The following is a 24,712-nucleotide window of genomic DNA, read 5'->3' on the forward strand; positions in this document are numbered from 1 at the left end:
TCCCGTTAATCCTGCAGTTTGGCGATCTCTTCGCCAAACTCGCGAATGTCTTCAAAACTGCGATATACCGAAGCAAAACGGATATAAGCGACCTTATCCAGCTTCTTTAACGCATCCATCACCAGGTTGCCGACCATTTTGGTGGGCACTTCACGCTCGCCAGTCGCTCGCAACTGGGATTTGATATGGTTGATGGCGTTTTCCACGTCGTCGGAACTGACCGGGCGCTTTTCCAGCGCTTTCAGCATGCCACGGCGTAGTTTATCTTCATTGAACGGTTCGCGGACTTCATCACTTTTAATCACCCGTGGCAGCACCAATTCAGCCACTTCAAAAGTGGTAAAACGTTCATTACAGACCAGACATTGGCGACGACGGCGCACCTGCGATCCATCACCCACCAGACGGGAATCAATCACTTTGGTATCAACGGCAGCGCAGAAAGGGCAATGCATAACTCGTCCTGATAAGCGTTTTTATAGTTGAATACAGTTTACCCCGAACTACCGCCACAACAAAGACCGCCGGACATTTGTTGCGAATTGCGGCCATGATTGTGCAATAAAACAGCCAGAGCGGGCGCTGAACATGACTTTGACCCGCGATCGGGCTAAGCTGGTAACCAGTGTTATTGAAGAGGAAATTGCCGCTATGACAATCCGTTATCGCCAAGTTTGCCTGCTCACCGCCATGATCCTGCTGGCCGGCTGCGCACAGAACCGCGAAGTGCCGAAGCTCACCAATCAGGTCGTTGAGTTGAAACAGGTGCTGGGGGAGTTGACCGAGCAGGCTACTGCCCTGGAGCGCCAAAATCGACTTAATCAAAGCTCGAGCAGCGGCGTCTACCTGCTTCCCGCCGCCAATAACGCAGCTAGATTGCAAAGTAGCGTGGGCGAGTTGAGTCTGTCCCTCAACTATGTAAAGAGCGAGGCCAACGGCAGCTAGGCAACGTTGTATGTGCGTACGCTGTCCGACCAGTATCTGCCCGGCTTTACTGCGACGCTGGAATGGGGCCAGTTGGATCCGGCAACCGGTATGCCGCTGACGGCGCAGGCGCAGTCACAACAGATCCAGAGCGCCAGTTCACTGCTGCCAAAAACCGAACAGATCTTTGAACTGCGTCTGAGTGGCGTAACGCCAGCACAGCTGGGCTATATCCGTGTGCACAGCGTAGAGCCTGTGACTCGACGTTGATGTCGAATCGCACATATTCGATTGTAGGGGCGCCGCATGCTGCGCCCCTTGTATGTTTAGAGGGCCGGGGTGGATTTAATTACCAGGCTAGCCCAAACGTTGCAGCTTCGCCGGTAATCCCTGCCGTACCGCCGCCCCGCTCACCCAGTCCAGCCAGCTATTACCCACCTCGCGGGTCGGATCGACCAGCCCCAGATCGTTGAGGTTGATCCCTGCGGCAATGCGCGGATCCGCTGCCAACGCCTGGCCATCCAGAGAATGCACCCGCGCCCCCATTTCACGATGCCCATAGCCGTGTTCAATGGCGATAACGCCCGGCATTACCCCATCGAGCACGCTGATCTGCGCCTCAACGCTGCCGCCCGGTGTCTGCAACCTGACCCGGTCGCCATGACTCAGAGCGTAACGCGCTGCGTCGGCCGGATTGAGCGCGACCAGATTCACCGGCTTCACCGCTCGCAAACGTTCGATGGGTGCCGTTGAACTGCTCATCAGATGCGATTTGAACGACATCAGGCGGAACGGCCATGCCTCGGTCGGATAGTGCTGCGCCACGTCGGAACCATCGGCAAAACGCGCCGGATAATAGGTCGGGCAGCCGCTATAACGTTCGCCGGTCATGGCATGGCGATGGCGTGCCACCTCTTCATTCCAGATATTCAGCCCTTGTTTCCACTGCGGGCCGGTCGCCTCCCCTTGCCAAGCCTGCTCATGGGGCGCGAAACGACCGCCACGTGCCAGCATATAGCCCACCCGCAGGCGCTCATCCGCTTTCAGTACTTTTTCCAGCGCTGGTTGCAGGCGATCGACGCCGGTCAAACGCAGCTCACTTGCCGTCGCTTCCGGCAACGGTTCACCGGCAAACGCCACGTTGGCGGCGGCACGCAGGTAATAATCTTCAGCACAATGCAGCCCACAAAGGTTGCCTTGCGCATCCTGTAACGCACCATCACCGAAGCCCGGCAATCCCATGGCTTTCGAGAGCGCAATGACAAAGCTTTCCAGTGCGACCGGCTGCCCGTCCGCCGTCTTCGCCGTGCGCGCAGGCACCACCGGCCAACGGGCGGTACTGGCCTTGACCATCACGCCAGACCAAGGGGAGGTAAAACCCCAGCTCTCAAAGTTATGCGTATCCGGTACGACATAATCCGCCAACGCACTGGTTTCGTTGATAAAGGCGTCAACGGAAATAAACAGCGGCAGATGCTGCGGATCCTTCAGCCGGTCCTCCACCACTTCACGCAGCCCGGCTACGCCGTAGAGCGGGTTGCCCATATGATTGATCCAGGCCTTCAGCGGGTAAGGATATCCCATCAACGCGGGGGCCAACTGCTCGGTAAACTGGCCAGCGACAAAGGGATACCACGGCCCACGCGCCGGATAGGGATTGACGCCCTGTTCCACCTTGTAGCGATATTCATCCGACTTTTCATAGGCCTGCTTGCTGCGTGACAAGACTAGTCCTTTCGGCTTCACCATGTCAGGGAAGGTGGCCAGGTTATAGCGCGGCCCCTCGGCAAACTCCTTGAACTTGCCGCCGCCCACCGAAACGCCGCCCTTGAGATTAAGGTTACCGATCAGCGCATTGAGCATCATCACCGCCCAACTGCTGTAGAAACCGTTGCCACTCATCATGCCGCCGTGGGAGATCACCGCCGCCTGCCGTTGGTAGGAAGTGAATTCCTTGGCTAACGCCGCAATGGTTTCGGCACTGACGCCACATTGGGCGCTGTATTCGGCTAGCGTAAAGCGTTCCGCCGCCACTTGCAGGCAACGGAAGCTCGAACGGACCCGCACCTGCGAACCATCGGCCAGTTGCACCGGCTGTTCAACCAGCAATTGGCCATGCAAGGCCTCGGTAGCTGGCATCAGTTCAGCCCGCTGTGCATCCCACACCAAAGCCGGGCTTTCCCCTTCGCTGGCTGCACCACCTTCCAGATGGGATTTACGCAAGAACTGGCCGCACAAGGGATGATCTTCATCGATCACCACCAGATGTGTGGCGTTCGACCAGCTTTTTTCCCCGGCGGCCTGCATGGCCAGTTCGCCAGGTAGCGCCAGGTAATCGGCGTTATAGCGCTGCTGGTCGATAATCCAACGGATCATGCCCATCGCCAGTGCAGAGTCCGTTCCCGGCAGTACCGGCACCCAACGGTTATGATCGTTGGCAAGCGTGGTGGTTAACGGCAACGCCGGGGCCACCACCACATAGCGGAACTCATCGCGCAGGCGGGCATTGGCCAACTGACGCCCCTGCCGTTTGAACGGGTTACCGGACTGTGCGGGTGACGTCCCCAGAAACAGTGCAAAGCGCAGGTGATCCCAATCGGGTTTCACATGAGCGTTCTTATCCAGATCGCCCATCAGCGCCCCAGAACCTGCCCGGTAAGCCAGTCCACAGTAAGCACCGTGGTGGCCGAAGTTGCGTGTGCCAAAGGCGTTCTGCGCAAAACGTTTGATAAAGGTATCCCGCCCCTCATCACCGGCGTTAGTGACCAGCAGCTGATTGGCCTTCGGCCCCAGCGTTGGCTGTGCCGGATCGAGCGGCGTTTGCAGATCGCGAATGGCCCTTAAGCCATCAACGTGCCCCTCACCAAACAGATTTCCGCCTTCAACCACCTCCTGGATCAGCTGTTCAAAACTGATACGCTGCCACTGCCCACTACCTCGTGGCCCTACCCGTTTCATCGGCTCCAGCACGCGATACGGGCTGGTCAGCCCTTCCAGCAAGGTCGCACCGCGCGCACAGGCGGTTGAGCGCTGTTCCAAACCAGCCTCACCACCAAGCCGGTTAAGCGCGTCGCTCACTGGCAAACGGTAAGGGAAATGATGATCGTGAGACAGCGGATGATAAGGATTACCGGCCACACGCAGTATCTGATTGCTATCGCGATCGACACGCACCCGCAGGCCGCACAGCGTCCAGCAGCCAAAACATTGCGTCATGGACACCGCCTGCTGGGGATTGGCCTGCCAACCTTCAGGATGCTGACGGCCTTCCGGCGGCAACGCGTTGGCGCTGATCCCGTCCAACGTCAGTTTGCCGCTGCTGCCGTCACGCAAGCCGGTAAACACCTTCTGCACCATTTCGCTGTAGCTGGCACCAAACACGGCCAACCCACCTAAAGCGAGCCCGCCTTTCAACCACTGACGACGCGTTGACTTAGCCATAGCGTTTTTTCTCCATCAACCCATGCTGTAATTCACGAACCCCGATGATTAGCGCCATCCACAGCCCGAAGGTGCCCAGGATGGCCAACAGCCCTTCGCTGCCGGACGGTAAAACATAGGGATTGAGTAAGATATTGAACTTGGGCAGCGTCTGGGTTTGCATCAGTAGCATCCAACGCACGCCCCAACAGAGCGACAAAGCCGCCACGCACTGAACCAGCAGCCCTGTGGTCCCTAGCGCCCGACGATGTGCTCGCCAGGCCGATGCCAGTAACAGCAGGATCAATACGGCAAATGCGCTACCCGCCTGTGTCCAAATGCTCCCCTGCGCTGGCAACTGGTGCAACACGGCGGCAGAGGAACTACCGTCCAACCACCAGCCAAGACTGGAGGCGCACAGCAACAGTAGAGAGCAAGCCTGATAGCGGGCCAAACGCGGTTGCCACTGAGGTTCGTGACGTAACCAATAAGCTAACAGCGGAGGAACCGCCTGCATGGCAGTGAGCAACAGCAGCCAAGGCAACCACAGGCTGAACCACAGCGGTTGCGAACGCAGCACGGAAACCTCCCTTCCGGTATAGAGCAAGATGCTGAATGCCGACAGCAAGGTCGCCAACGCCACCCAGCGCAAAGCTTTCTGTTCTTGCCATACGGGCCTGAACAGCAACCAACGCGCCCAGAACGGCAGGGTTTGCGTCCGCAACTGGCAACGCAGCAACAGGATGAAGTAAGCCATCACTAGCAGGGTAAACAGCGGTAAAAACACCGAACCTAGAGACATCCACGACCAGGGCGCGAAATGGGCATAGAAGTGCCAGATACGAGCGGGCTGATGCAAATCGGCACTTAGCGCCAACGGTGCGACGGTGCCGCTCACCACCGCCAGCGAAACGGCAGCCAACTCCAGCCTTGAAGCCTCCTGCTCTGAGCGCCAGCGTAGCCAGGCCGCAATGGCGATACTGCTGCATGCCAGGCCGATAAAGAAGAAATACTGTACCGCCCAGGGTAGCCAGGCGATCTCCTGCGGACGAGCCATCACTTCGCGGATCATGCGTGTACCTCCTGCCACAGCGCCGGTTGTCCCTGGACGTGGCTGACAAAGGCGTCATCCAACCCCAGGTAAAAGACTTGCGGATGCGTTCCCTGCTCGGGCTTGAGCACCTTTAGCTGCCCGTGATGCTGCTCCAGCGCACGCCTTAACACCCCATTATCGTCATTGAGATCGCCGATCATGCGCGCGCCGCCAACACAAGACTCCACGCAGGCTGGCAATAATCCTGCATCCAGACGGTGGACACAGAAGGTGCATTTATCCGCGGTTTGAGTTTCATGGTTGATAAAGCGCGCCTCATACGGGCAGGCTTGTACACAATAGGCACAACCGACGCAGCGGGTATTATCGATCACCACAATGCCGTCCTGCCGCTGGAAGGTCGCCTGAACCGGGCAAACCGGCACGCAAGGTGGGTTATCACAGTGATTGCACAGGCGCGGTAACAGCACGTTGGTCGGGATACGCTGGCTATCCGTGACGATCTGATATTGCAGTACCGTGGTACGAAATTGTCCCTGCGGCAGCTGATTTTCCACCGCGCAGCTGACCGTACAGGCCTGGCAGCCAATACAGCGGCGCAGATCGATCAGCATCGCCATGCGCTTTTTGCCATCACCTTCCCGCCGTTCGGGTTGTAGCTGCCAACCGGAATGCGCCAGCGGTACCAGTGCGGCACCGGCGGTCAGCACGCCGAGACGCTGTAAAAATTGCCTTTTTCCACTATCCATTGATTTCTCCCAAAATGTATCAACCGGGGAGCTGATACAAAGGAGTGTAAAAGTGGTGAGCGACCGCCCATATTGTGGTTTACCACATTCCCTGCGGCGGCTTGATCCAGGACAATTCCAGTAGGCGATCGAGATCATAAAAATGGAGATGATGTGAAGAAAGCAGTGCTGATGATCTTGCTATGCGGCTGGTTGAGCCCGGTTTGGGCAGGGCAATGGACTATCGCCGTGCTGGCACTGCGTGGCGATGCCCACGCCCTCACCCAATGGCAGCCGTTAATCGACCATCTCAACCGTCAGTTCCCAGACGAAAGTTTTCAACTTTTACCACTGAATCTGGCCGACATGAGTGAAGCCGTCAGCAATGGTCGGGTCGACTTTCTACTGACCAACCCAGCGCAGTATATTCAGTTGGACAACAGTTACCCGTTACGTTGGTTGGTGTCATTACGCTCCAGCAGAAATCAACAGAATGCCTCAAGCAACGTGGTAGGCAGCGTAATATTGGTACGCCGCGATAGCCCGGTAACCCAGGCCGATCAGCTCACTGGTAAGAAAGTGGGCGCGGTCGCCCCTGATGCTTTTGGCGGCTATCTGCTGGGTTATAAAGAGTTACTGGCCGCAGGCCTGCATCCAGAGAAAGATCTGCAACTGCACTTCAGCGGCTATCCGGTGGATGCCCTGCTATACCTGCTGCGCGATCGAGCGCTAGACGCCGCAATCGTGCCGGTTTGCCTGCTGGAAGAGATGGAAGCAGAGGGATTGCTAAGAGCCGCTGATTACCGTGCCCTACTTGCCAAACCCAGTGAGCAATCCTGCCTGACCAGCAGTGTGCTTTACCCCAATTGGTCGTTTGCCGCCTTGAACCACGTGCCCGATCCTTTGGTTGATGAACTGACCCGCCAACTGTTGCAAATGAATGCCCCTGATCTCCCAGCCTGGGGTGCTCCCGCCTCATCCCGTCAGGTTGACCAGCTGCTGCGTGATCTGGATCGCCATCCGGCTCAGCGCTCACTCTGGCAAGAAGCACATAGCTGGGCATTGCAACATCTGTTGTTGCTTGGCGCGATAGCCGGGGGCATGTTGCTGCTCGGTGCCAACCATCTGTGGATCGGCCATCTGGTGCGCCGCCGTGGGCGCGAGCTAGAGCAAATGCATCTGACGTTACGGGCCAGAGAAGCCGCACTTGCCCGAGCACAACGCCTCAGTGCCCTGGGTGAGATGGCTTCCGGTTTTGCACACGAACTGAACCAGCCTCTGGCGGCCATTCGCCACTATGCCGAAGGCTGCCGCATTCGCCTTGAACGCAGCGATCCACAGCACGAACTGTTGCCGATCCTCGAACAGATTGGCCAACAGGCACAGCGCGGGGCAGAAACTATCGTCAATCTGCGCCAGTGGGTCAGCAAAACGCCGCAGCATGAAAGCGCACAATGGTTGGCGTTACGTCCCCTGGTGGAAAACGTCGTCAAACTGATGCGCATCGAACAGCATTATCCACAGTGTCGGCTGGTGATTGCCATCGCCCCGAAAAGCCAACTGTATTGCCAGGCTACGCTATTGGAGCAGGTGCTCACCAACTTGTTAAGCAATAGCCTGCAGGCCGGTGCTCAACAGATCACCCTGCGGCGGGAAACCGATGGCGATCGGCAGAAGCTGATACTGGAAGACGATGCCGGGGGCCTCAGCGCTGAACAGTTGGCACAGCCGTTCGTCCCTTTTCGCAGCACCAAATCGGAAGGACTTGGCCTGGGGCTGGTGATCTGCCAACGGCTGCTGAGAAGCCAGCAGGGTGAACTGACGCTGGAAAACTATGCCGTATCACCACAACGACAGGGCCTACGCGTGACCCTGCACTTCCCTGAAAGCAAAAAGGACACTCGCCATGGCGCTGATACATCTGGTCGATGACGATCTGGCGGTCACCGATGCCAGCCGCTTTTTACTCGAAGGGCTGGACTATCGGGTACGGATCTGGAACGACAGCCAAACCTTTATCGAGCAGGTCGACCCTTACCAATGCGGCGTTGTGATGCTGGATATTCGCATGCCCGGGATTGACGGGCAGCAGATCCACCAGCGACTACGCGAGCGGGAAAGTACGCTGGCAGTGGTGATCGTGACCGGTCATGGTGATATCGCGATGGCCGTGGCGGAGATGAAGTTGGGGGCGCTGGATTTTCTGCAAAAACCGATTGCCACCGCGCCGCTGATCGAAGCACTGGAGCGTGGGATCGAGCATTCCCAACGTCAGGTGGAGCGTTACCAGTTGCAGCAACGTTTCACTACGCTGACCGCGCGCGAGCGCGATATCGCCAGCGCGGTCGCTGCCGGAATGACCAACAAGGCCATCGCCGATCGTTACTTCGTTGCCGTGCGTACCGTTGAGGTGCACCGCTCTAAAGTGATGGAGAAAATGCAGGCCACCAGCCTGGCGGAATTGGTCAGTTCGTTAAACCTGTTGGCAGCGCAGGAGCAAAAAAAATGCCGGTCAGAGTAAACTGACCGGCATTGAGAACTGCTGACAATTCTTACCAGAGTCACAACGTAGGGGCGCTGCATGCTGCGCCCAGTTAGCCGCACATGGTACCCGTCTGGATAATCAATGGGTTAAATCGGGTCGAACATGTTCGACCCCTACCAATTCAGCAGCATCACCAACTTGTCATCACGGCAGGATCGAAGGCTGATCGGCGCCTTCTTTCTCTACTTTCTGCTGCAGCATGTGTTCACGTTTCATACCCAGTTTCAACGCCAGCGCAGAGGCGACGTAGATAGAGGATACGGTACCGATAGACACACCGATCAGCATGGTCAGTGAGAAGCCCTGCAACATCGCGCCGCCGAAGATGTACAACATCAGAACCACCATCAGGGTCGTGGCGGAGGTCATGATGGTACGACTCAGCGTCTGCGTCAGCGAGACGTTCATGATTTCGTAAGGCGTACCGCGGCGGATCTTGCGGAAGTTCTCACGAATACGGTCAGATACCACGATACTGTCGTTCAGCGAGTAACCGATCACCGACATCAAGGATGCCACGATGGTCAGGTCAATCTCGATATGGAACAGTGACAGCACGCCCATGGTGATGACCACGTCGTGCGCCAGGGCGATAACCGCCCCCGCCGCCAGACGCCATTCGAAACGGAAGCCCACGTAAATCAGGATAGAAATCAGTGCAACCAGCAGCGCCATGCCGCCGGTTTGCGCCAGTTCTGCCCCTACGCTCGGGCCAACGAATTCGATACGCTTGACGGACGCATTCTTATCGACTGATTCGTTGATCACGCCAATGACTTTGTTACCCAGTTCCTGGCCTGCGGTGCCGATCGCCGGTGGCATACGCACCATCACGTCACGGCTGCTGCCAAAGTTCTGGATAATCGGGTCCTGGAACCCGGCTTTTTCCAGCGTTTCGCGCATCAGATCCAGATTCGCAGGCTGCTCCAGGGTAATTTCAATCACCGTACCACCGGTGAAATCCAACCCCCAGTTAAACCCGCGCACGGACATAGTGGCGATCGAGGCGATCAACAACACCAAAGAGATGCCGAAGGCCAAGTAATCCCAGCGCATAAAGTCATAGACTTTACGGCCGTAGTTGAGTTGCTCAACAGTATAATCCTGTGCCACAACGCACTCCTCAGATAGACAGCTTGTTAATGCGCTTGCCGCCGTAAAGCAGGTTGACGATGGCACGGGTACCGACAATCGCGGTGAACATGGACGTCGCCACACCGATTGCGGTAGTAATTGCAAAGCCCTTGATCGAACCGGTACCGACTGCGTACAGAATGATAGCGGTAATCAAGGTAGTGACGTTGGCATCAACGATACTGGAGAACGCGCCTTTATAGCCCTCATGGATGGCCTGCTGAATGGATCGCCCATTCTTCAGCTCCTCCTTGATACGTTCGTTTATCAGTACGTTGGCGTCAACCGCCACCGCCAGCGTCAGCACGATCCCGGCAATCCCCGGCATGGTTAGCGTCGCCCCTGGTAACAGAGACATCACACCAACAATCAGCACCAGGTTAGCCATCAGCGCCGTAGAGGCGATCAGACCAAACTTGCGGTACCAAACCACCATAAAGACGATCGAAGCCACCAGACCCCACAGGCAAGCTTCCAGGCCCTGGGTAATGTTCTGCTGCCCCAAGGTCGGGCCGATGGTACGCTCTTCCACGATCTGGATTGGCGCAATCAACGCACCGGCACGCAGCAGCAGCGACAGCTGACGGGCTTCGTTCGGGTTGCTGATACCGGTGATACGGAAGCTGTTGCCCAGACGTGACTGAATATTCGCCACGTTGATCACTTCTTCCTGCTTCACCAGCACGGAACGGCCGTTGGCATCTTTCTTGCCGCTGTCTTTATACTCCACGAACAGCGTCGCCATGGGTTTGCCAATGCTGTCTTTGGTGAAGTTGGACATGGCAGTACCACCGGCACTGTCCAGCGAGATATTAACCTGCGGCTGGTTGTATTCATCGGTGCTGGAGGTGGAGTCTGTAATGTGGTCACCGGTCAGGATCACACGCTTGTACAGCACTACCGGTTGGCCTTCACGGGTGTATTTCACCTCGGAGTCACCCGGCACACGACCATTGGCCGCCGCGGTCGCATCCGCGTTGGTATTTACCAGGCGGAATTCCAGCGTAGCGGTCGCACCCAAAATCTCTTTGGCGCGCGCCGTATCCTGAATACCCGGCAATTCAACAACGATACGATCGGCACCCTGACGCTGTACCAACGGTTCGGCAACGCCGAGCTGGTTGACACGATTACGCAGGATGGTGATGTTCTGCTGCACCGCATACTCACGCGCTTCGCTCAGACGAGCGTCGGTCATCGTGGCTTTCAGGGTGTTGCTGCCATTGGCAGAAAGCACCAGATCGCGCTGACGTGGCGCCATGTAGCTGATGGCCTGGTCGCGAGCGGCGTCATCACGGAAGCGAACTTCCACGCCGTTGTTGTCCAACTTGCGGATCGCAGCGTAAGGAATGCCCTTTTCACGCAGTTCACTGCGCAGGGTATCCATAGTTTGTTCTTGCAACTTGCCAAGTGCGGTGTCCATGTCAACTTCCATCAGGAAGTGCACGCCACCACGTAAATCCAGACCCAGCTTCATCGGCTCGGCGTTGAGCATCGCCAACCAGGCAGGCGTTGCCGGGGCGAGGTTCAATGCGACGACATATTTGTCACCCAGTTCCGCCATCAAGGCTTCACGGGCGCGCAGCTGAACGTCAGGATCTTTAAAGCGAGCCAGGATGGCACCGTTTTCCAGTGCAATCGACTTGCTCGCGATATTGTCTTTTTCTAATACGTTACGAACCTGGACCAGCGTAGTTTCACTGGCGGCGACTCCGCGCGCGCCAGTGATCTGTACGGCCGGATCCTCTCCGTAAATGTTGGGAAGTGCATAGAGCAGACCGACGAGGATCACGACGATCAGCATCAGATACTTCCACAGAGGATAACGGTTTAGCACGGCAGTTCCCTTAGGGAAAACAAAATTACAGGGCCTTCATAGTACCTTTCGGCAGTACGGCCGCCACGAAGTCACGCTTGATCATCACTTCCGTGGTGTCATTCAGCGCGATGGCAATGATACCAGTATCTGCCACTTTAGTGACACGGCCAATCAGGCCACCGGTCGTCAACACTTCATCACCCTTGCCGATGGAGTCCATCAGTTTTTTGTGCTCTTTAGCACGTTTCTGCTGTGGGCGCAGGATCATGAAATAGAAGATCAGACCAAACACCACCAGCATAATGATCAGAGAGTACGGGCTGCCCTGAGATGGAGCCCCTGCTGCTGCCACTGCATCGGAAATGAAAAAGCTCATTAAAATTCCCTCATTAAAATATCAATTATTAATTCAAGCGTTTAAAGGTGGTATCGGTTTACCGATCCGACCATAGAAATCCGCCACAAACAGCTCTAATTTACCCTCTTCGATGGCCTGGCGTAAACCCGCCATCAAACGTTGGTAATAGCGCAAGTTATGGATAGTGTTCAATCGGGCACCGAGAATTTCGTTGCAACGATCGAGATGATGCAAATAGGCACGACTATAATGGCGACAAGTATAGCAGTCACACTCACAGTCCAGCGTGGAAGTATCATCCTTGTGCTTGGCATTACGGATTTTTACCACCCCGTCGGTCACAAACAGATGGCCGTTACGGGCATTACGCGTTGGCATCACGCAGTCGAACATGTCGATGCCGCGACGCACGCCTTCCACCAGATCTTCCGGCTTGCCAACCCCCATCAGATAGCGTGGCTTGTCTTCTGGAATTTGTGGGCAAACGTGTTCAAGAATGCGGTGCATATCCTCTTTTGGCTCGCCTACCGCCAAACCGCCCACAGCGTAACCATCAAAGCCGATATCCACCAGCCCTTTTACCGATACATCACGTAAATCTTCGTAAACGCCACCCTGGATAATGCCGAATAACGCATTGTTGTTATTCAGTTCATCGAAACGCTGGCGGCTGCGCTGTGCCCAACGCAGCGACATTTCCATCGAACGCTTGGCATAGTCCCAATCCGCCGGGTAAGGCGTGCACTCGTCGAAAATCATCACGATGTCAGACCCCAGGTCGTACTGGATCTCCATCGATTTTTCCGGGCTGAGGAACACCTTATCGCCGTTGATCGGGTTACGGAAATAAACGCCTTCCTCTTTAATCTTGCGCATTGCCCCCAGGCTGAACACCTGGAAACCACCGGAGTCGGTCAGGATCGGCCCGTGCCACTGCATAAAATCATGCAGATCGCCGTGCAGTTTCATGATCTCCTGCCCTGGGCGCAACCACAGGTGAAAGGTGTTACCCAACAGGATCTGCGCACCGGTGTCTTTCACTTCTTCCGGCGTCATGCCTTTGACCGTGCCATAGGTACCTACCGGCATAAAGGCCGGAGTTTCCACTACGCCACGTTCAAAGACCAGGCGGCCACGACGAGCACGGCCATCGGTTGTCTGTAATTCGTACTTCACAAAACCTCCAGCGTCAGAGATACAGTCTGACGTCATTAAAACAGGACCACGCAATGCGCGTAGCCCGGGAATTTATTCCCCGACGGATTCGCTTTCCGCCAGTGGATTACGGCTGATAAACATCGCATCACCGTAACTGAAGAAACGGTACTGCTCAGCCACCGCCTGATGATAGGCGTTCATGGTGTTCTTATAACCGGCAAACGCCGAGACCAGCATGATCAGGGTGGATTCTGGCAGGTGGAAGTTGGTCACCAGCGCGTCGATCACCTGATAATGGTACCCCGGATAGATAAAGATGCTGGTGTCGCCGAAGAACGGTGCGATCAGCGCATCCTGGCAGGCATTGGCCGCGCTTTCCAGCGAGCGTACCGAGGTGGTGCCTACGGCGACCACTCTTTTGCCACGCGCTTTACAGGCTAATACCGCATCCACCACGTCTTGTGGCACTTCGGCGTATTCCGCGTGCATCACGTGCTCTTCAATGGTTTCCACCCGCACCGGCTGGAAAGTGCCAGCGCCCACGTGCAAGGTGACAAACGCCATCTCAATACCCTTGGCGCGCAACGCAGCCAACAGTGGTTCATCAAAATGCAGGCCTGCCGTCGGGGCCGCTACGGCACCCGGCTTTTCGCTGTAGACGGTCTGATACAGCTCGCGGTCGGCGTCTTCATCCGGGCGATCGATATACGGTGGCAGCGGCATATGGCCTACCGCATTGAGGATGGTGAACACGTCACGATCGTCGTTAAAGCGCAGTTCAAACAGCGTGTCATGGCGTGCAACCATGTTGGCAGCAATGCTTTCATCATCACCCAGCAGCAGTTCGGTACCTGGTTTAGGCGCTTTTGAAGCCCGCACATGGGCCAGCACGCGATGATCGTCCAACACCCTTTCGACCAGCACTTCGATCTTGCCGCCGCTGACCTTACGGCCAAACAGGCGCGCCGGGATCACGCGGGTATTGTTGAACACCAGCAGATCGCCAGCCTCCAGCTTAGTGAGCAGGTCGGTGAACACGCCGTGCGTCAGGCCGCCACTCGGCCCGTCCAGCTGCAACAAGCGGCAACCGCTGCGCTCTGGCTGTGGATAGCGGGCAATCAAAGACTCGGGGAGCTCAAAAGAAAAATCGGCGACGCGCATGGGTATTCACTTCTTCTGCTGACTAATTGGGAAAAAACAGGCGGTACAGTCTAAAGCCGCAGGCGACAAGCAGCAAGGAATAAGGAAGAATTGCATGACTTGGGTTATAGTTGCTGGATGAATTTTCTTGCTCATCTCCATTTGGCCCAGCTTGCGGATAGCTCGCTGCTTGGCAACCTGCTCGCCGACTTCGTGCGCGGCAACCCCGCAGGTGATTACGACCCGGCGGTGGTCGCAGGCATCATGATGCACCGGCGTGTCGACGTTTTGACCGATACTCAGCCGGAAGTCAAAGCCTGCCGCGACTACTTCAGCCCGGAATTCCGCCGCGTCGCCCCGATCACGCTCGACGTGGTCTGGGATCACTTTCTGGCCCGCCACTGGCAACAGCTTGAACCGACGTGCAGCCTGCAAAACTTCACCCAGCAGGCTCGTGGCCTGATTGTGCCGCACCTGCCACACACGCCACAGCGTTTCCAGAACCTGAACAGCTATCTGTGGCCCGAGCGCTGGCTGGAACGTTACGCCGAACTGCCGTTTATCGGCGATGTTTTGGCGGGCATGGCGAGCCGCCGCCCACGGCTGGCCGCACTGGCAGGCTCCTTTGCCGATGTGCAGCGCGAGTATCATCAGCTTGAAACACAGTTCTGGCAGTTTTATCCCCGTATGATGGAGCAGGCAAGAAACAAGTCCTTGTGAGCGCCAGCTAAAAAACCATAATATTCCAGTGGTTAATGGAATGTGGCTTTTAGTTCTTGCCCTTTTGTACGAAAAGGTTATTTTGAAAGACTGCTGTTTTTATTCTCTCGGTTTGATAGGTGGAAGCTATCTCATTGATTGGTCTTTCGCCCTTCCCTCACCGAGTGGCGGCCCTTATACTGGCCCCTGCTTTTACATCAACCCATTGAACTACTATTACAGGAGTAATTATGGTCCTGGTAACTCGTCAAGCCCCTGACTTCACCGCTGCAGCCGTTTTAGGCAATGGCGAAATCGTAGAAAACTTCAACCTGAAGAAGCACCTGAACGGCAAACCAGCCGTACTGTTCTTCTGGCCGATGGACTTCACCTTCGTATGTCCTTCTGAGCTGATCGCTTTCGATCACCGCTATGAAGAGTTCCAGAAGCGCGGCGTTGAAGTTGTAGGCGTTTCCTTCGACTCAGAATTCGTCCATAACGCATGGCGTAAAACCCCTGTCGACAAAGGCGGCATCGGTGAAGTGAAATACGCAATGGTTGCTGACGTTAAGCGCGAAATTCAGAAAGCTTACGGCATCGAACACCCAGAAGCGGGCGTTGCTCTGCGTGGTTCTTTCCTGATCGACAAGAACGGCATCGTTCGTTCCCAGATCGTGAACGACCTGCCAATCGGCCGTAACATCGACGAAATGATCCGTACCGTTGACGCGCTGCAATTCCACGAAGAGCACGGTGAAGTTTGCCCAGCTCAGTGGGAAAAAGGCAAAGCAGGTATGGGTGCATCTCCAGACGGCGTAGCTAAATACCTGTCTGAGAACGCTTCCAAGCTGTAATTTCAGCCGGTAAGTGTCAGAACCGGTCAGCCCTGCTGGCCGGTTTTTTTATGGGCAAAATCGGTGCAACCGCCCTGCGCCAGTGCAATATTCCGCTGTTTCGCTTCACATTTTTCACTCGTCCTGCCTCTACGTTCCCTATCCGTAGCTACTATTCAAAGGTTGGCCTGCACCTTGCAGCACCTTCGCGACAGATAAAAAAACAGGGATCACACAGGAGTCGTTATGCTTTTGCAAAAATGGAGTCAACCGCTGACCTTGGCAGCCTTACTGGTCAGCAGCCATCTGTACGCCGCCTCAAATCCGGCGGTAGAAGCGAAAAATGGCATGGTGGTAACATCGCAACATCTGGCCTCGCAGGTCGGCGTCGATATTCTCAAGATGGGTGGCAACGCGGTGGATGCGGCGGTCGCGGTCGGCTATGCCCAGGCGGTGGTCAACCCCTGCTGCGGTAACATCGGCGGCGGCGGCTTTATGACCCTGCATTTGGCCGATGGCACCGATACCTTTATCAACTTCCGTGAAACTGCTCCGGCGGCGGCCAGCGCCAATATGTATCTGGATGCGGACGGCAAGGTGAAAAAAGGCGCCAGCCTGTACGGTTATCTGGCCGCAGGCGTGCCGGGAACGGTGCTGGGGATGGAAATGGCACGAGAAAAGTACGGCAAGCTGAGCCGTGAACAGGTCATGGAACCGGCCATCAAGCTGGCACGCGAGGGCTTTATCCTGACGCGGGCCGATACCGATATTCTTGACACCACCGTCGCCCGCTTCAAGCAAGACCCGGAGTCGGCCAAAATTTTCCTGCGGAAAGACGGCTCTGCGCTGCAACCGGGCGATCGCCTGGTGCAAACTGATCTGGCTAACACGCTGGAAGCCATCGCCAAGCAAGGCACCACGGCATTCTATCAGGGTAAAATCCCGCAGGCGGTTGAAGCTGCGGCTAAACAGGGCGGAGGCATCCTCACCGCTGCCGACTTCGCCAACTATAAAGTGACCGAAACGGCACCGATTACCTGTAGCTATCGCGGCTATAAATTCGTTTCTGCGCCACCGCCCAGCTCTGGCGGCGTAACGCTATGCGAGATCCTCAATATCGTTGAGGGTTACGACTTGAAAAGTATGGGCTTTAACTCGGCTGCGGCGATCCACACCATGACCGAGGCGATGCGCCATGCCTATATGGACCGCAATACCTATCTCGGCGACCCCGAGTTTATCAAAAATCCGATCGATAGGCTGGTAAGCAAAAGCTACGCCGATGAAATCCGTAAGAAAATCGTCGCCAATCAGGCCACGCCATCCGTAAACGTGCAGCCGGGCATGGAACCGCATGAAAAACCGGAAACCACCCACTATTCGATTGTCGATCATTAAGGTAACGCCGTATCCACCACCTATACCGTCAACGGCCGTTTCGGGGCCGTGGTGATTGCCCCAGGTACCGGCTTCTTCCTCAACGATGAAATGGATGACTTTACCGTCAAGGTCGGCGAGAAGAACCTCTATGGCCTGGTGCAGGGAACGGCTAACGCCATCGCCCCCGGTAAGCGCCCACTATCCTCCATGAGCCCCACGCTGGTGACCAAAGACAATCAGATCTTTATGGTGCTTGGCTCACCAGGCGGTTCACGCATTATTACCATCACGCTGCAAACCGCGCTGAACGTGATCGATCATGGCATGGCTCCGCAGGAAGCGGTGGATGCCCCGCGGATCCATCATCAATGGCTGCCGGATGAAGTCTATTACGAGCAGCGTGGCGTCTCTGCCGATACGCTGAAAATCCTCAAGGAGATGGGCTACAAGATGGTTGAGCAAACCCCTTGGGGCGCTGCCGAGCTGATATTGGTGGGATTACCCGGTGCGGCGGGTGTCATCCCGGCCAACTCGGGCAATGACTCAGCCGTTTCCGGCCTGGTGCGCGAGGGCTATCTGTACGGAGCCAATGACGTTCGCCGTCCAGCGGGATCTGCTGTGGGGTATTGAGCCCCTCACCCCAACCCTCTCCCACAGGGAGAGGGAGCTGCCCGGAGTGCGTAATAAGCCCATACAACTTCGGAAAGTCGGGAGTAAAAACCAGAAAAACAAGGTATTACGCAGAGTAACTAACGACCTCGATCGGTCCCCTCTCCCTGTGGGAGAGGGTTAGGGTGAGAGGCTTTATCAGCGCAATCGCCATATGCTGGCCGACTCAGCCGCTAGCTGCAATCGCAAGCCACCTTCCCGCGCAACCAGCTCGCCTTCGCCTTCCACAAGCTGCCATTTTCCCTCTCGCAACAGCGGGCAATAAGAAAGGTCAACTTCACCGCTCCCATTGCGCTGCAATGCCACCAGTACCTGCTCCTGCTGGTAAGTACGTACAAACACCAGCGTTTCCCCTTGTGCATACAGCACCTGGCAACCGCCACGCCGTAGCGCCCTGCTCTTCTTACGCAGCGCCGTAAGGCGGCTGAACAAGTCCAGCAGCGGCCGATCCCATTGGCTTTCATCCCAAGGGAACGGCTTGCGGCAGAACGGATCGTTGCCGCCATCCAGGCCAATTTCATTGCCGTAATACAGGCATGGCACACCAATCCACGCCAACAGCCACACCGCCGCCATTTGCATACGACGCGGGTTGTTATCCAACAAGGTCAGGAAACGCGCAGTGTCATGGCTGTCCAACTGATTAAACTGGATCAGTTGGCGATTATGAGGCAAGCCGGCCCGATAGCCATCCATCCACTGTACGCAGTCTGCCGCATCCAGTAGCACCGGATGATAAGCCACATCAACTCCCGCCAGAAACGCCCGCACCGGCAAAGCAAAGCCCATATAGTTCATGGCAGCGTCTTCAACCCCGGAATGCAGCCAGCGGCGTGCATCACCAAAATGTTCCCCCAGCACGTAAGCATGAGGGTTTTCTTGCTTGATCGCCTGATAGATCCCGGCCAGATGATGCAGGTTCCCCGCAGCTCCGCCGTTTTCCCCCAGCATATGCACCACGTCCAAACGCCAACCATCGATGCTGTACGGTGGCCGTAGCCAATGGCGCACTACGCTATCCTCTGCCCGATAAATGGCATCAACCACCTGCGGTTCAGCGAAGTTGAGCTTAGGCAGGTTGGTATTGCCCTTCCAACTCAGCACGTTACCGTCCGGGTAGAAGTTGAACCAGCCGCGATAGGGGGAGTCAGGATGGTGGCACGCGCCATCCTTTGCCTGTTGATAACGATCGAACCACGGATGAGAGTCACCGGTATGGTTAAACACGCCATCCAGCACCAGTTTCATCCCCACCTTGTGAGTGCTTACTCGCAGACGCAGCAACGCGTCATTGCCGCCAAAGTAAGGATCGACCTGATAATAATCTTCGGTGTCGTACTTATGGACGCTTGGCGAGGTGAAAATCGGGTTCAAATACAGGGCGGTAACCCCGAGCTGCTGCAAGTAGGGCAGCTTTTCGCTGATACCATCCAGATCGCCGCCGTAGAACGTGGAGGCGGCATGTTCATCCTCCAGCGGATGTTGCCAGTCACGGCGTATCACATCGCAACCGGCGGCATGATGGTGATAGCTGCCACTTTGGATGCCATGCTCCCCGCCGCTGCTGGCAAAGCGATCGGGGAAGATCTGATAAAACACCTGATCAGCTACCCAAGCAGGGCTGGTATCTGGCTCATCCAAAGCAAACTGGGCCAGTTGCCCCGGCGGCGTCAGCGACCAGCCCTGTGGGCCGAACCACTGCTGGCGGTCAGCCCACAGCAGTTTAAAGCAGTAACGCCTTACCGGCTCCCCTTCGTGCAGCGTCAGGCTGGCCTGATAGCGCCACAGCCCCTCCACCGCCTTTGGCTTCATGATCAGCAACCACTCTTCGTTGTCCGGCTCTACACGTAAAAAGACCTGCTTAGGCAAATCTTCCCCGCGTAACCATAAAGTGATCTCCAGACGTTGTTCCTTGTTCACCACGAAGGGGGGAACCGGTTGATGCCAGGCATTTAGCATAAATTTTCTCCTGATGGTGCAAACGAAATCGACGACTCATGCAATGCCACGCACCATGCCACGTTGCGCGCCTTTCCCCCTCCTCTTTCAGCCTTAAACTAAGGGATGAGCCGAGGGGTGGAGATAGTAAAAAAGTGTAAACAGGCACACATCATGCCTGATAGCCGCTAGGCTAATGGGTTTTAACGCGTTTGGATATTTTTTGCGCATTTTTTGACGGGAGCAGGCATGCAACAACAGATAAGACAATGGCTGGAAAGCGTTGGGCTGGAATTCACTGACATGATGTCACTGATGATGGTGCTTGGGCTAATCGTTTTAATTTCCGTGGCGATCCACCTGGTGTTACACCGCGTGGTGCTGGCCGCTATTCAGCGCCGTGGTCAACATTCCCAGCATCTCTGGCAGCAGGCCATCACCCAACATAAGCTGTTTCAGCGTGCCGCGCTGCTGCTGCAAGGGGTAATCATCAACGTGCAGGCGGTGCTGTGGCTGCACAATGGTAGCCAGACTCAGGCGATTATCGTCACGGCGGCGCAGGTATGGATCCTGTTATTTGCCCTGCTGACGCTGTTTTCGCTGCTCGATACGCTGTTGGCGCTGATGCGTCAAAGCCCGCTGGCCAACCAACTCCCACTGCGTGGCATCTTCCAGGGCGTGAAACTGGTCGCCGCCATCTTTATTGGCATCATGACCATCTCCCTGCTGATGGGGCGCTCGCCGCTGCTGTTACTCAGCGGTTTGGGGGCCATGACGGCGGTATTGATGTTGGTATTTAAAGATCCAATCCTCGGTCTGGTCGCCGGGATCCAACTCTCCGCCAACGATATGCTGAAACTCGGCGATTGGTTGGAAATGCCCAAGTATGGTGCCGACGGCGCGGTAACCGATATCGGCCTCACCACGGTAAAAGTCAGAAACTGGGACAACACCGTCACCACCATTCCTACCTACGCGCTGATCTCCGACTCGTTCAAGAACTGGCGTTCGATGTCCGAATCCGGTGGCCGCCGCATCAAGCGTAGCATCAATATCGACACCACCAGCGTTCACTTCCTGACAGAAGAGGAACAGGAACGCCTTAACCGTAACCCACTGTTACAGCGCTACCTGAACGAAAAATCCCAGGAACTGGGCCAGTACAACCAGCAACGCGAGGTCGATCTCAGCTCGCCGCTTAACGGCCGCCGCCTGACCAACGTAGGCACCCTGCGCGCCTACCTGGTAGCCTATTTACGTTCGCACCCAGGGATCCACCAGAATATGACGCTGATGGTGCGCCAACTGGCGCCAACACCGGAAGGGTTACCGCTGGAGATTTACGCCTTTACCAACACCACGGTGTGGGCAGAATACGAAGGGATCCAATCAGATATCTTCGATCACCTGCTGGCGGCGATCGGTGAATTTGATCTGCGCATCCACCAGACGCCAAGCGGTAACGATATGCGCAGCATGCTGACAAACCTACAGCCCGCGGCCAACAATCCCTGACCTAACCTGACGAAATTATTTCTGCTGGTAATTATCTGACGCCAATTGCCAGCAGATATCTCCGCCCGCTTTTCTTCCGCCGCCGAATGGCTATTAATATACCCACTCGCCATTTTTACCGTTCGGAGCAGGCATCTTGTTAAAACCGTCAAAACACCGTCTGTTTACTTTGTTGGCCACGCTGATGTTTGCTGGCTACTTACATAGCGCCACGCTGGATGAAAGCCAGATGAGCCGTACGCTGCAACCGGCACTCTGCGCCTTGAGCAGCAGCATGATGGATCTGCGTGAAGGATTGGCTCGCTGTGCCAGAGAAGGAAAGGAAGAACGAATAGTAGAAAACAATCTGGTGATTGTAGCCAGGGCTGCTGGTGATGGGGATCGTGACGAAGAGAGTTAACGGGCGCAGCATGCGGCGCCCCTACACGGTGCCTATCCACAACACCGTACCAGCTCCCTCTCCCTGTGGGAGAGGGTTGGGGTGAGGGGGCAGCTTGCTTAATCCTGCTGTGTCAGAACGGGTTTGCTTTTCTGAAGGTTAACCTTCACAAAGTAGCCCAGCAACAGTATCGCGACCCATACCAGCCCGGCGTACAGGGAAACACGCGTCGTTGGGAAGTAGCCGATCAGACCGATGATAAACACCAGGAAGATAATCGCAACGACCGAAGTGAATACCCCACCGCGCAGCGGGAAGGCCAGCTTGCCAACCTGCTCTTTGCTCAAACTGCGGCGGAAAGCGATTTGCGAGAACAGGATCATGATCCACACCCACACGGTGGCAAAGGTCGCCAGTGAGGCAATCACCAGGAACACGCTTTCCGGCATCACGTAGTTGAGATATACGGCGATCAGCATAGCCGCCATCATCACGACCACCGTTACCCAAGGAATACCGCGCTTGGAGATCTTGCTGAAGACCTTCGGAGCGTGTCCTTGCTCTGCCAGGCCATGCATCATACGGCCAACGCCAAACACGTCGCTGTTGATCGCCGATAGTGACGCAGTGATCACCACGAAGTTAAGAATACCCGCCGCAATGGTGATTCCCATATGCTGGAAGGTCAGCACAAACGGGCTGCCGTTGGTACCCACCTGGTTCCACGGATAGATGGACATGATGACGAACAGCGTCCCGACGTAGAACACCAGGATACGCCAGGGTACCGAGTTGATAGCTTTAGGGATCGATACTTTAGGATCTTTGGCTTCACCGGCGGTGATACCGATGATCTCAATCCCGCCGTAGGCGAACATCACCAACTGTAGCGACAGGATCATGCCGATAAAACCGTTACTGAAGAAACCGCCGTTGACCCACAGGTTGTGGATCCCGGTCGGTTGTCCCCCGTTACCGATGCCCCAGACGATGATGCCGATACCGGCAACGATCATGATGATAATGGTGGCAACCTTGAAGAACGAGAACCAGAACTCCAGCTCACCGAACACTTTCACGCTCATCAGGTTGATGGCACCGATAATCAACACCACGCTCAACACCCAGATCCAATGCGGCACTTCCGGGAACCAGACGCCCATATAGATGCCGAATGCCGTCACGTCGGCAATGGCAACGATCAGGATCTCAAAGCAGTAGGTCCAACCGGTAATGTAACCCGCCATTGGGCCGAGGTAGTCCTGGGCATAACGCGAGAACGAGCTGGCCTGCGGGTTGTTCACCGACATTTCGCCCAGTGCGCGCATGATGATAAAGGCGATGATACCGCCGATCAGGTAAGCCAGCAGGACGCTGGGGCCAGCCATTCTGATGGCTTCTGCGGAGCCGTAAAACAGACCGGTACCAATGGCCGAACCCAGGGCCATAAAACGGATGTGACGCGTGCTGAGGCCACGTTTGAGCTTATTGGCTGGTGCTGCGGTGGGTGACTGTTGTTGCATGAAAATGACCCGTCTTTTTTAAACGTAAAAAAGCCACGGACAAGTCCGTGGCCTAAAATTCAGACCGGAGGTTTAAGGGTGAGCAGTCACTTGGCTGCGTGCAAAAACCCGATCATAAATCGCGACCAGTACCAGCATCAGCAGCGAAGGTGGCAACCATGCCAGCCCCTGCGCCGCCAGCGGCAGGTGATTGGTCCATTCTGGCATAAAATGCTGGAAGTTGGACGCTTTCACTGCGTCAAGGATACCAAACAACAGGCTGACTAACATCACCGGCGCAACAATACGTGATGCACTATTCCACCAGCGCAGGGTGAAGCTCAGCAATACCAGCACGATGCAAGGGGGATAGATCGCGGTCAGCACCGGGATCGAAATCTGGATCAGATGGCTCAGGCCCAGGTTGGACACCACCATCGAGAACAGGCCGAGAATGAAGACTAGCGTTTTGTAAGAGAACGGCAGGTATTGCTCGAAGAACTCCGCACAGGCGCAGGTCAGGCCCACCGCGGTCACCATACAGGCGATGAAGATCAGCGCCGCCAGGAAGAAGCTCCCCAGGCTACCGAAGGTATTTTGTACGTAGGCATGCAGCACCACCGCGCCATTAGTGGCATCCGGTGTCAGCACGCCACTGCCGGAACCCAGCTTGAACAGGCTCAGGTAGACCAGCGTCAGGCCTACACCGGCGATCAGACCGGCCAGGATGGTATAACGGGTCAGCAGACCGGCATCTTTCACCCCACGGGAACGTGCGGCGTTAACGATAACGATACCGAACACCATGGCGCCCAGCGTATCCATCGTCAGATAGCCGTTCACAAAACCGGAAGAGAACGGTACGGACTGGTAGGCTTCTGCCGCCGGGATCGGCGTCCCAGCAGGCCACAGCACGGCGGCAATCCCCAGCACGGCCAACGCCACGATCTTCAGCGGAGCCAGAATATGGCCCACGGTATCGAGCAGGCGGCCCGGATAGAGTGAAATGCCAATCACCAGCGCGAAATAGACCAGGCTATAGATAAACAGCGGCAGCGGGCCGTCGCCGGTCAATGGCGCAATACCGACCTCAAAGGAAACAGTCGCGGTACGCGGGGTGGCAAACAGCGGGCCAACGGCCAGATAGCAGACCGTCGCCAACAGCAGACCTGCGCTACGGCCAATCGGTGAGCTTAACGCATCAACACCGCCGCCAACGCGAGCCAGGGCAATCACCGTCAGCACCGGTAGACCCACGGCGGTGATCAGGAAGCCAATTGCCGCAGTCCAGACGTGTTCGCCAGACTGCAAACCTACCATCGGCGGGAAGATGATGTTCCCGGCCCCGACGAACAAGGCAAAGGTCATAAAACCCAATGCCAGAATATCTTTTGACGCTAAACGATGACTCATAGGATGTCGTGCTGCCTGTTGCAATAAAAATTCACCAATATGGATGGTGGCAAAGCTGCCCCACTTCGGTTGCCGGCCAGCTCTCTCATCGTGAAACGCATAGG

The 24,712-nt window shown here is 56.2% G+C and carries 18 protein-coding genes and 2 pseudogenes; 8 read left to right on the plus strand and 12 right to left on the minus strand.

Annotation, left to right across the window (positions count from 1 at the left end; translation table 11 throughout):
- Positions 1-5: 5 nt before the first annotated feature.
- The gene (nrdR, locus tag U869_RS0109750; RefSeq protein WP_025120320.1) at positions 6-455 is read right to left on the minus strand and encodes a transcriptional regulator NrdR; all 450 of its coding nucleotides are present in this window, start codon (positions 453-455) and stop codon (positions 6-8) included.
- Positions 456-651: 196 nt separating this feature from the next.
- Between nrdR and U869_RS29320 the strand changes: the two are divergent.
- Positions 652-1,194, plus strand: a pseudogene (locus U869_RS29320) (DUF3251 domain-containing protein).
- 87 nt (positions 1,195-1,281) lie between these two features.
- Here U869_RS29320 and ttrA read toward each other — a convergent pair.
- The 3 genes from ttrA to ttrB are packed head-to-tail and all read right to left on the minus strand — an operon-like array spanning position 1,282 to position 6,147.
- Entirely contained in the window at positions 1,282-4,365 is a 3,084-nt protein-coding gene (gene ttrA, locus U869_RS0109760) for a tetrathionate reductase subunit TtrA (RefSeq protein ID WP_025120319.1), read from the minus strand.
- Positions 4,358-5,416 carry a tetrathionate reductase subunit TtrC gene (gene ttrC / locus U869_RS0109765; RefSeq protein ID WP_025120318.1) on the minus strand — a complete coding sequence of 353 codons (1,059 nt, stop codon included), beginning with the start codon at positions 5,414-5,416 and terminating at the stop codon, positions 4,358-4,360. Before ttrC ends, ttrA begins: the two co-directional genes overlap by 8 nt.
- A complete protein-coding gene (gene ttrB / locus U869_RS0109770; protein ID WP_025120317.1) occupies positions 5,413-6,147 on the minus strand; it encodes a tetrathionate reductase subunit TtrB in 735 nt (244 codons plus the stop codon). Before ttrB ends, ttrC begins: the two co-directional genes overlap by 4 nt.
- Before the next feature lie 171 nt (positions 6,148-6,318).
- Between ttrB and ttrS the strand changes: the two genes are divergently transcribed.
- Entirely contained in the window at positions 6,319-8,058 is a 1,740-nt protein-coding gene (gene ttrS / locus U869_RS0109775) for a tetrathionate respiration histidine kinase TtrS (protein WP_051588649.1), read from the plus strand.
- The gene (gene ttrR, locus U869_RS0109780; RefSeq protein WP_025120315.1) at positions 8,033-8,647 is read left to right on the plus strand and encodes a tetrathionate respiration response regulator TtrR; all 615 of its coding nucleotides are present in this window, start codon (positions 8,033-8,035) and stop codon (positions 8,645-8,647) included. Before ttrS ends, ttrR begins: the two co-directional genes overlap by 26 nt.
- Positions 8,648-8,815: 168 nt before the next feature.
- Here ttrR and secF read toward each other — a convergent pair whose 3' ends face one another.
- The 5 genes from secF to queA form a co-directional block, all read right to left on the minus strand.
- On the minus strand, positions 8,816-9,784 hold the full coding sequence (secF, locus tag U869_RS0109785) for a protein translocase subunit SecF (protein WP_025120314.1): 969 nt from the start codon (positions 9,782-9,784) through the stop codon (positions 8,816-8,818).
- A gap of 10 nt (positions 9,785-9,794) precedes the next feature.
- Complete coding sequence (secD, locus tag U869_RS0109790) at positions 9,795-11,642, minus strand: protein translocase subunit SecD (RefSeq protein WP_025120313.1); 1,848 nt, start codon at positions 11,640-11,642, stop codon at positions 9,795-9,797.
- A gap of 25 nt (positions 11,643-11,667) precedes the next feature.
- The gene (yajC, locus tag U869_RS0109795; RefSeq protein WP_021180200.1) at positions 11,668-12,000 is read right to left on the minus strand and encodes a preprotein translocase subunit YajC; all 333 of its coding nucleotides are present in this window, start codon (positions 11,998-12,000) and stop codon (positions 11,668-11,670) included.
- A gap of 33 nt (positions 12,001-12,033) precedes the next feature.
- On the minus strand, positions 12,034-13,158 hold the full coding sequence (tgt, locus tag U869_RS0109800) for a tRNA guanosine(34) transglycosylase Tgt (protein ID WP_025120312.1): 1,125 nt from the start codon (positions 13,156-13,158) through the stop codon (positions 12,034-12,036).
- Positions 13,159-13,230: 72 nt separating this feature from the next.
- Positions 13,231-14,301 carry a tRNA preQ1(34) S-adenosylmethionine ribosyltransferase-isomerase QueA gene (queA, locus tag U869_RS0109805; protein WP_025120311.1) on the minus strand — a complete coding sequence of 357 codons (1,071 nt, stop codon included), beginning with the start codon at positions 14,299-14,301 and terminating at the stop codon, positions 13,231-13,233.
- A gap of 117 nt (positions 14,302-14,418) precedes the next feature.
- Between queA and U869_RS0109810 the strand changes: the two genes are divergently transcribed.
- From U869_RS0109810 to ggt, 3 genes and pseudogenes are all read left to right on the plus strand, one after another.
- Positions 14,419-15,000, plus strand: a complete 582-nt coding sequence (locus tag U869_RS0109810; RefSeq protein WP_025120310.1) for an ACP phosphodiesterase — start codon at positions 14,419-14,421, stop codon at positions 14,998-15,000.
- A 230-nt stretch (positions 15,001-15,230) separates the two neighbouring features.
- On the plus strand, positions 15,231-15,833 hold the full coding sequence (locus U869_RS0109815) for a peroxiredoxin C (protein ID WP_024483916.1): 603 nt from the start codon (positions 15,231-15,233) through the stop codon (positions 15,831-15,833).
- Positions 15,834-16,058: 225 nt separating this feature from the next.
- A pseudogene (ggt, locus tag U869_RS29325) lies at positions 16,059-17,822 on the plus strand (gamma-glutamyltransferase).
- 177 nt (positions 17,823-17,999) lie between these two features.
- Here the strand turns inward: ggt and malZ are convergent.
- Positions 18,000-19,820: a maltodextrin glucosidase gene (gene malZ, locus U869_RS0109825; RefSeq protein ID WP_025120309.1), complete on the minus strand. Its 1,821-nt coding sequence runs from the start codon at positions 19,818-19,820 to the stop codon at positions 18,000-18,002.
- 228 nt (positions 19,821-20,048) lie between these two features.
- On the opposite strand from malZ, the gene U869_RS0109830 reads away from it, so the two are divergent.
- Together U869_RS0109830 and U869_RS0109835 are read left to right on the plus strand one after the other, a co-directional pair.
- Positions 20,049-21,314 carry a mechanosensitive ion channel family protein gene (locus U869_RS0109830; protein ID WP_025120308.1) on the plus strand — a complete coding sequence of 422 codons (1,266 nt, stop codon included), beginning with the start codon at positions 20,049-20,051 and terminating at the stop codon, positions 21,312-21,314.
- Positions 21,315-21,450: 136 nt separating this feature from the next.
- Positions 21,451-21,714, plus strand: a complete 264-nt coding sequence (locus U869_RS0109835; protein WP_025120307.1) for a hypothetical protein — start codon at positions 21,451-21,453, stop codon at positions 21,712-21,714.
- Positions 21,715-21,812: 98 nt separating this feature from the next.
- Here the strand turns inward: U869_RS0109835 and proY are convergent, their stop codons facing one another.
- The gene (proY, locus tag U869_RS0109840; protein ID WP_025120306.1) at positions 21,813-23,216 is read right to left on the minus strand and encodes a proline-specific permease ProY; all 1,404 of its coding nucleotides are present in this window, start codon (positions 23,214-23,216) and stop codon (positions 21,813-21,815) included.
- Positions 23,217-23,288: 72 nt separating this feature from the next.
- Positions 23,289-24,608 (minus strand): branched-chain amino acid transport system II carrier protein, encoded by a 1,320-nt coding sequence (gene brnQ, locus U869_RS0109845; protein WP_025120305.1) that lies wholly within the window; start codon positions 24,606-24,608, stop codon positions 23,289-23,291.
- Between the last annotated feature and the right edge of the window lie 104 nt (positions 24,609-24,712).

This window comes from Serratia sp. H1w, from assembly GCF_000633355.1.
Classification (GTDB): Bacteria; Pseudomonadota; Gammaproteobacteria; order Enterobacterales; family Enterobacteriaceae; genus Chania.

Excerpts from the sequence above, each read along its gene's own strand:
- ttrS (WP_051588649.1), top strand. The coding sequence starts at position 6,319 with ATGATCTTGCTATGCGGCTGGTTGAGCCCGGTTTGGGCAGGGCAATGG.
- yajC (WP_021180200.1), bottom strand. The coding sequence starts at position 12,000 with ATGAGCTTTTTCATTTCCGATGCAGTGGCAGCAGCAGGGGCTCCATCT.
- U869_RS0109830 (WP_025120308.1), top strand. The coding sequence starts at position 20,049 with ATGCAACAACAGATAAGACAATGGCTGGAAAGCGTTGGGCTGGAATTC.
- U869_RS0109810 (WP_025120310.1), top strand. The coding sequence starts at position 14,419 with ATGAATTTTCTTGCTCATCTCCATTTGGCCCAGCTTGCGGATAGCTCG.
- ttrB (WP_025120317.1), bottom strand. The coding sequence starts at position 6,147 with ATGGATAGTGGAAAAAGGCAATTTTTACAGCGTCTCGGCGTGCTGACC.
- ttrC (WP_025120318.1), bottom strand. The coding sequence starts at position 5,416 with ATGATCCGCGAAGTGATGGCTCGTCCGCAGGAGATCGCCTGGCTACCC.
- malZ (WP_025120309.1), bottom strand. The coding sequence starts at position 19,820 with ATGCTAAATGCCTGGCATCAACCGGTTCCCCCCTTCGTGGTGAACAAG.
- ttrA (WP_025120319.1), bottom strand. The coding sequence starts at position 4,365 with ATGGCTAAGTCAACGCGTCGTCAGTGGTTGAAAGGCGGGCTCGCTTTA.
- nrdR (WP_025120320.1), bottom strand. The coding sequence starts at position 455 with ATGCATTGCCCTTTCTGCGCTGCCGTTGATACCAAAGTGATTGATTCC.
- queA (WP_025120311.1), bottom strand. The coding sequence starts at position 14,301 with ATGCGCGTCGCCGATTTTTCTTTTGAGCTCCCCGAGTCTTTGATTGCC.
- U869_RS0109815 (WP_024483916.1), top strand. The coding sequence starts at position 15,231 with ATGGTCCTGGTAACTCGTCAAGCCCCTGACTTCACCGCTGCAGCCGTT.
- ttrR (WP_025120315.1), top strand. The coding sequence starts at position 8,033 with ATGGCGCTGATACATCTGGTCGATGACGATCTGGCGGTCACCGATGCC.
- proY (WP_025120306.1), bottom strand. The coding sequence starts at position 23,216 with ATGCAACAACAGTCACCCACCGCAGCACCAGCCAATAAGCTCAAACGT.
- brnQ (WP_025120305.1), bottom strand. The coding sequence starts at position 24,608 with ATGAGTCATCGTTTAGCGTCAAAAGATATTCTGGCATTGGGTTTTATG.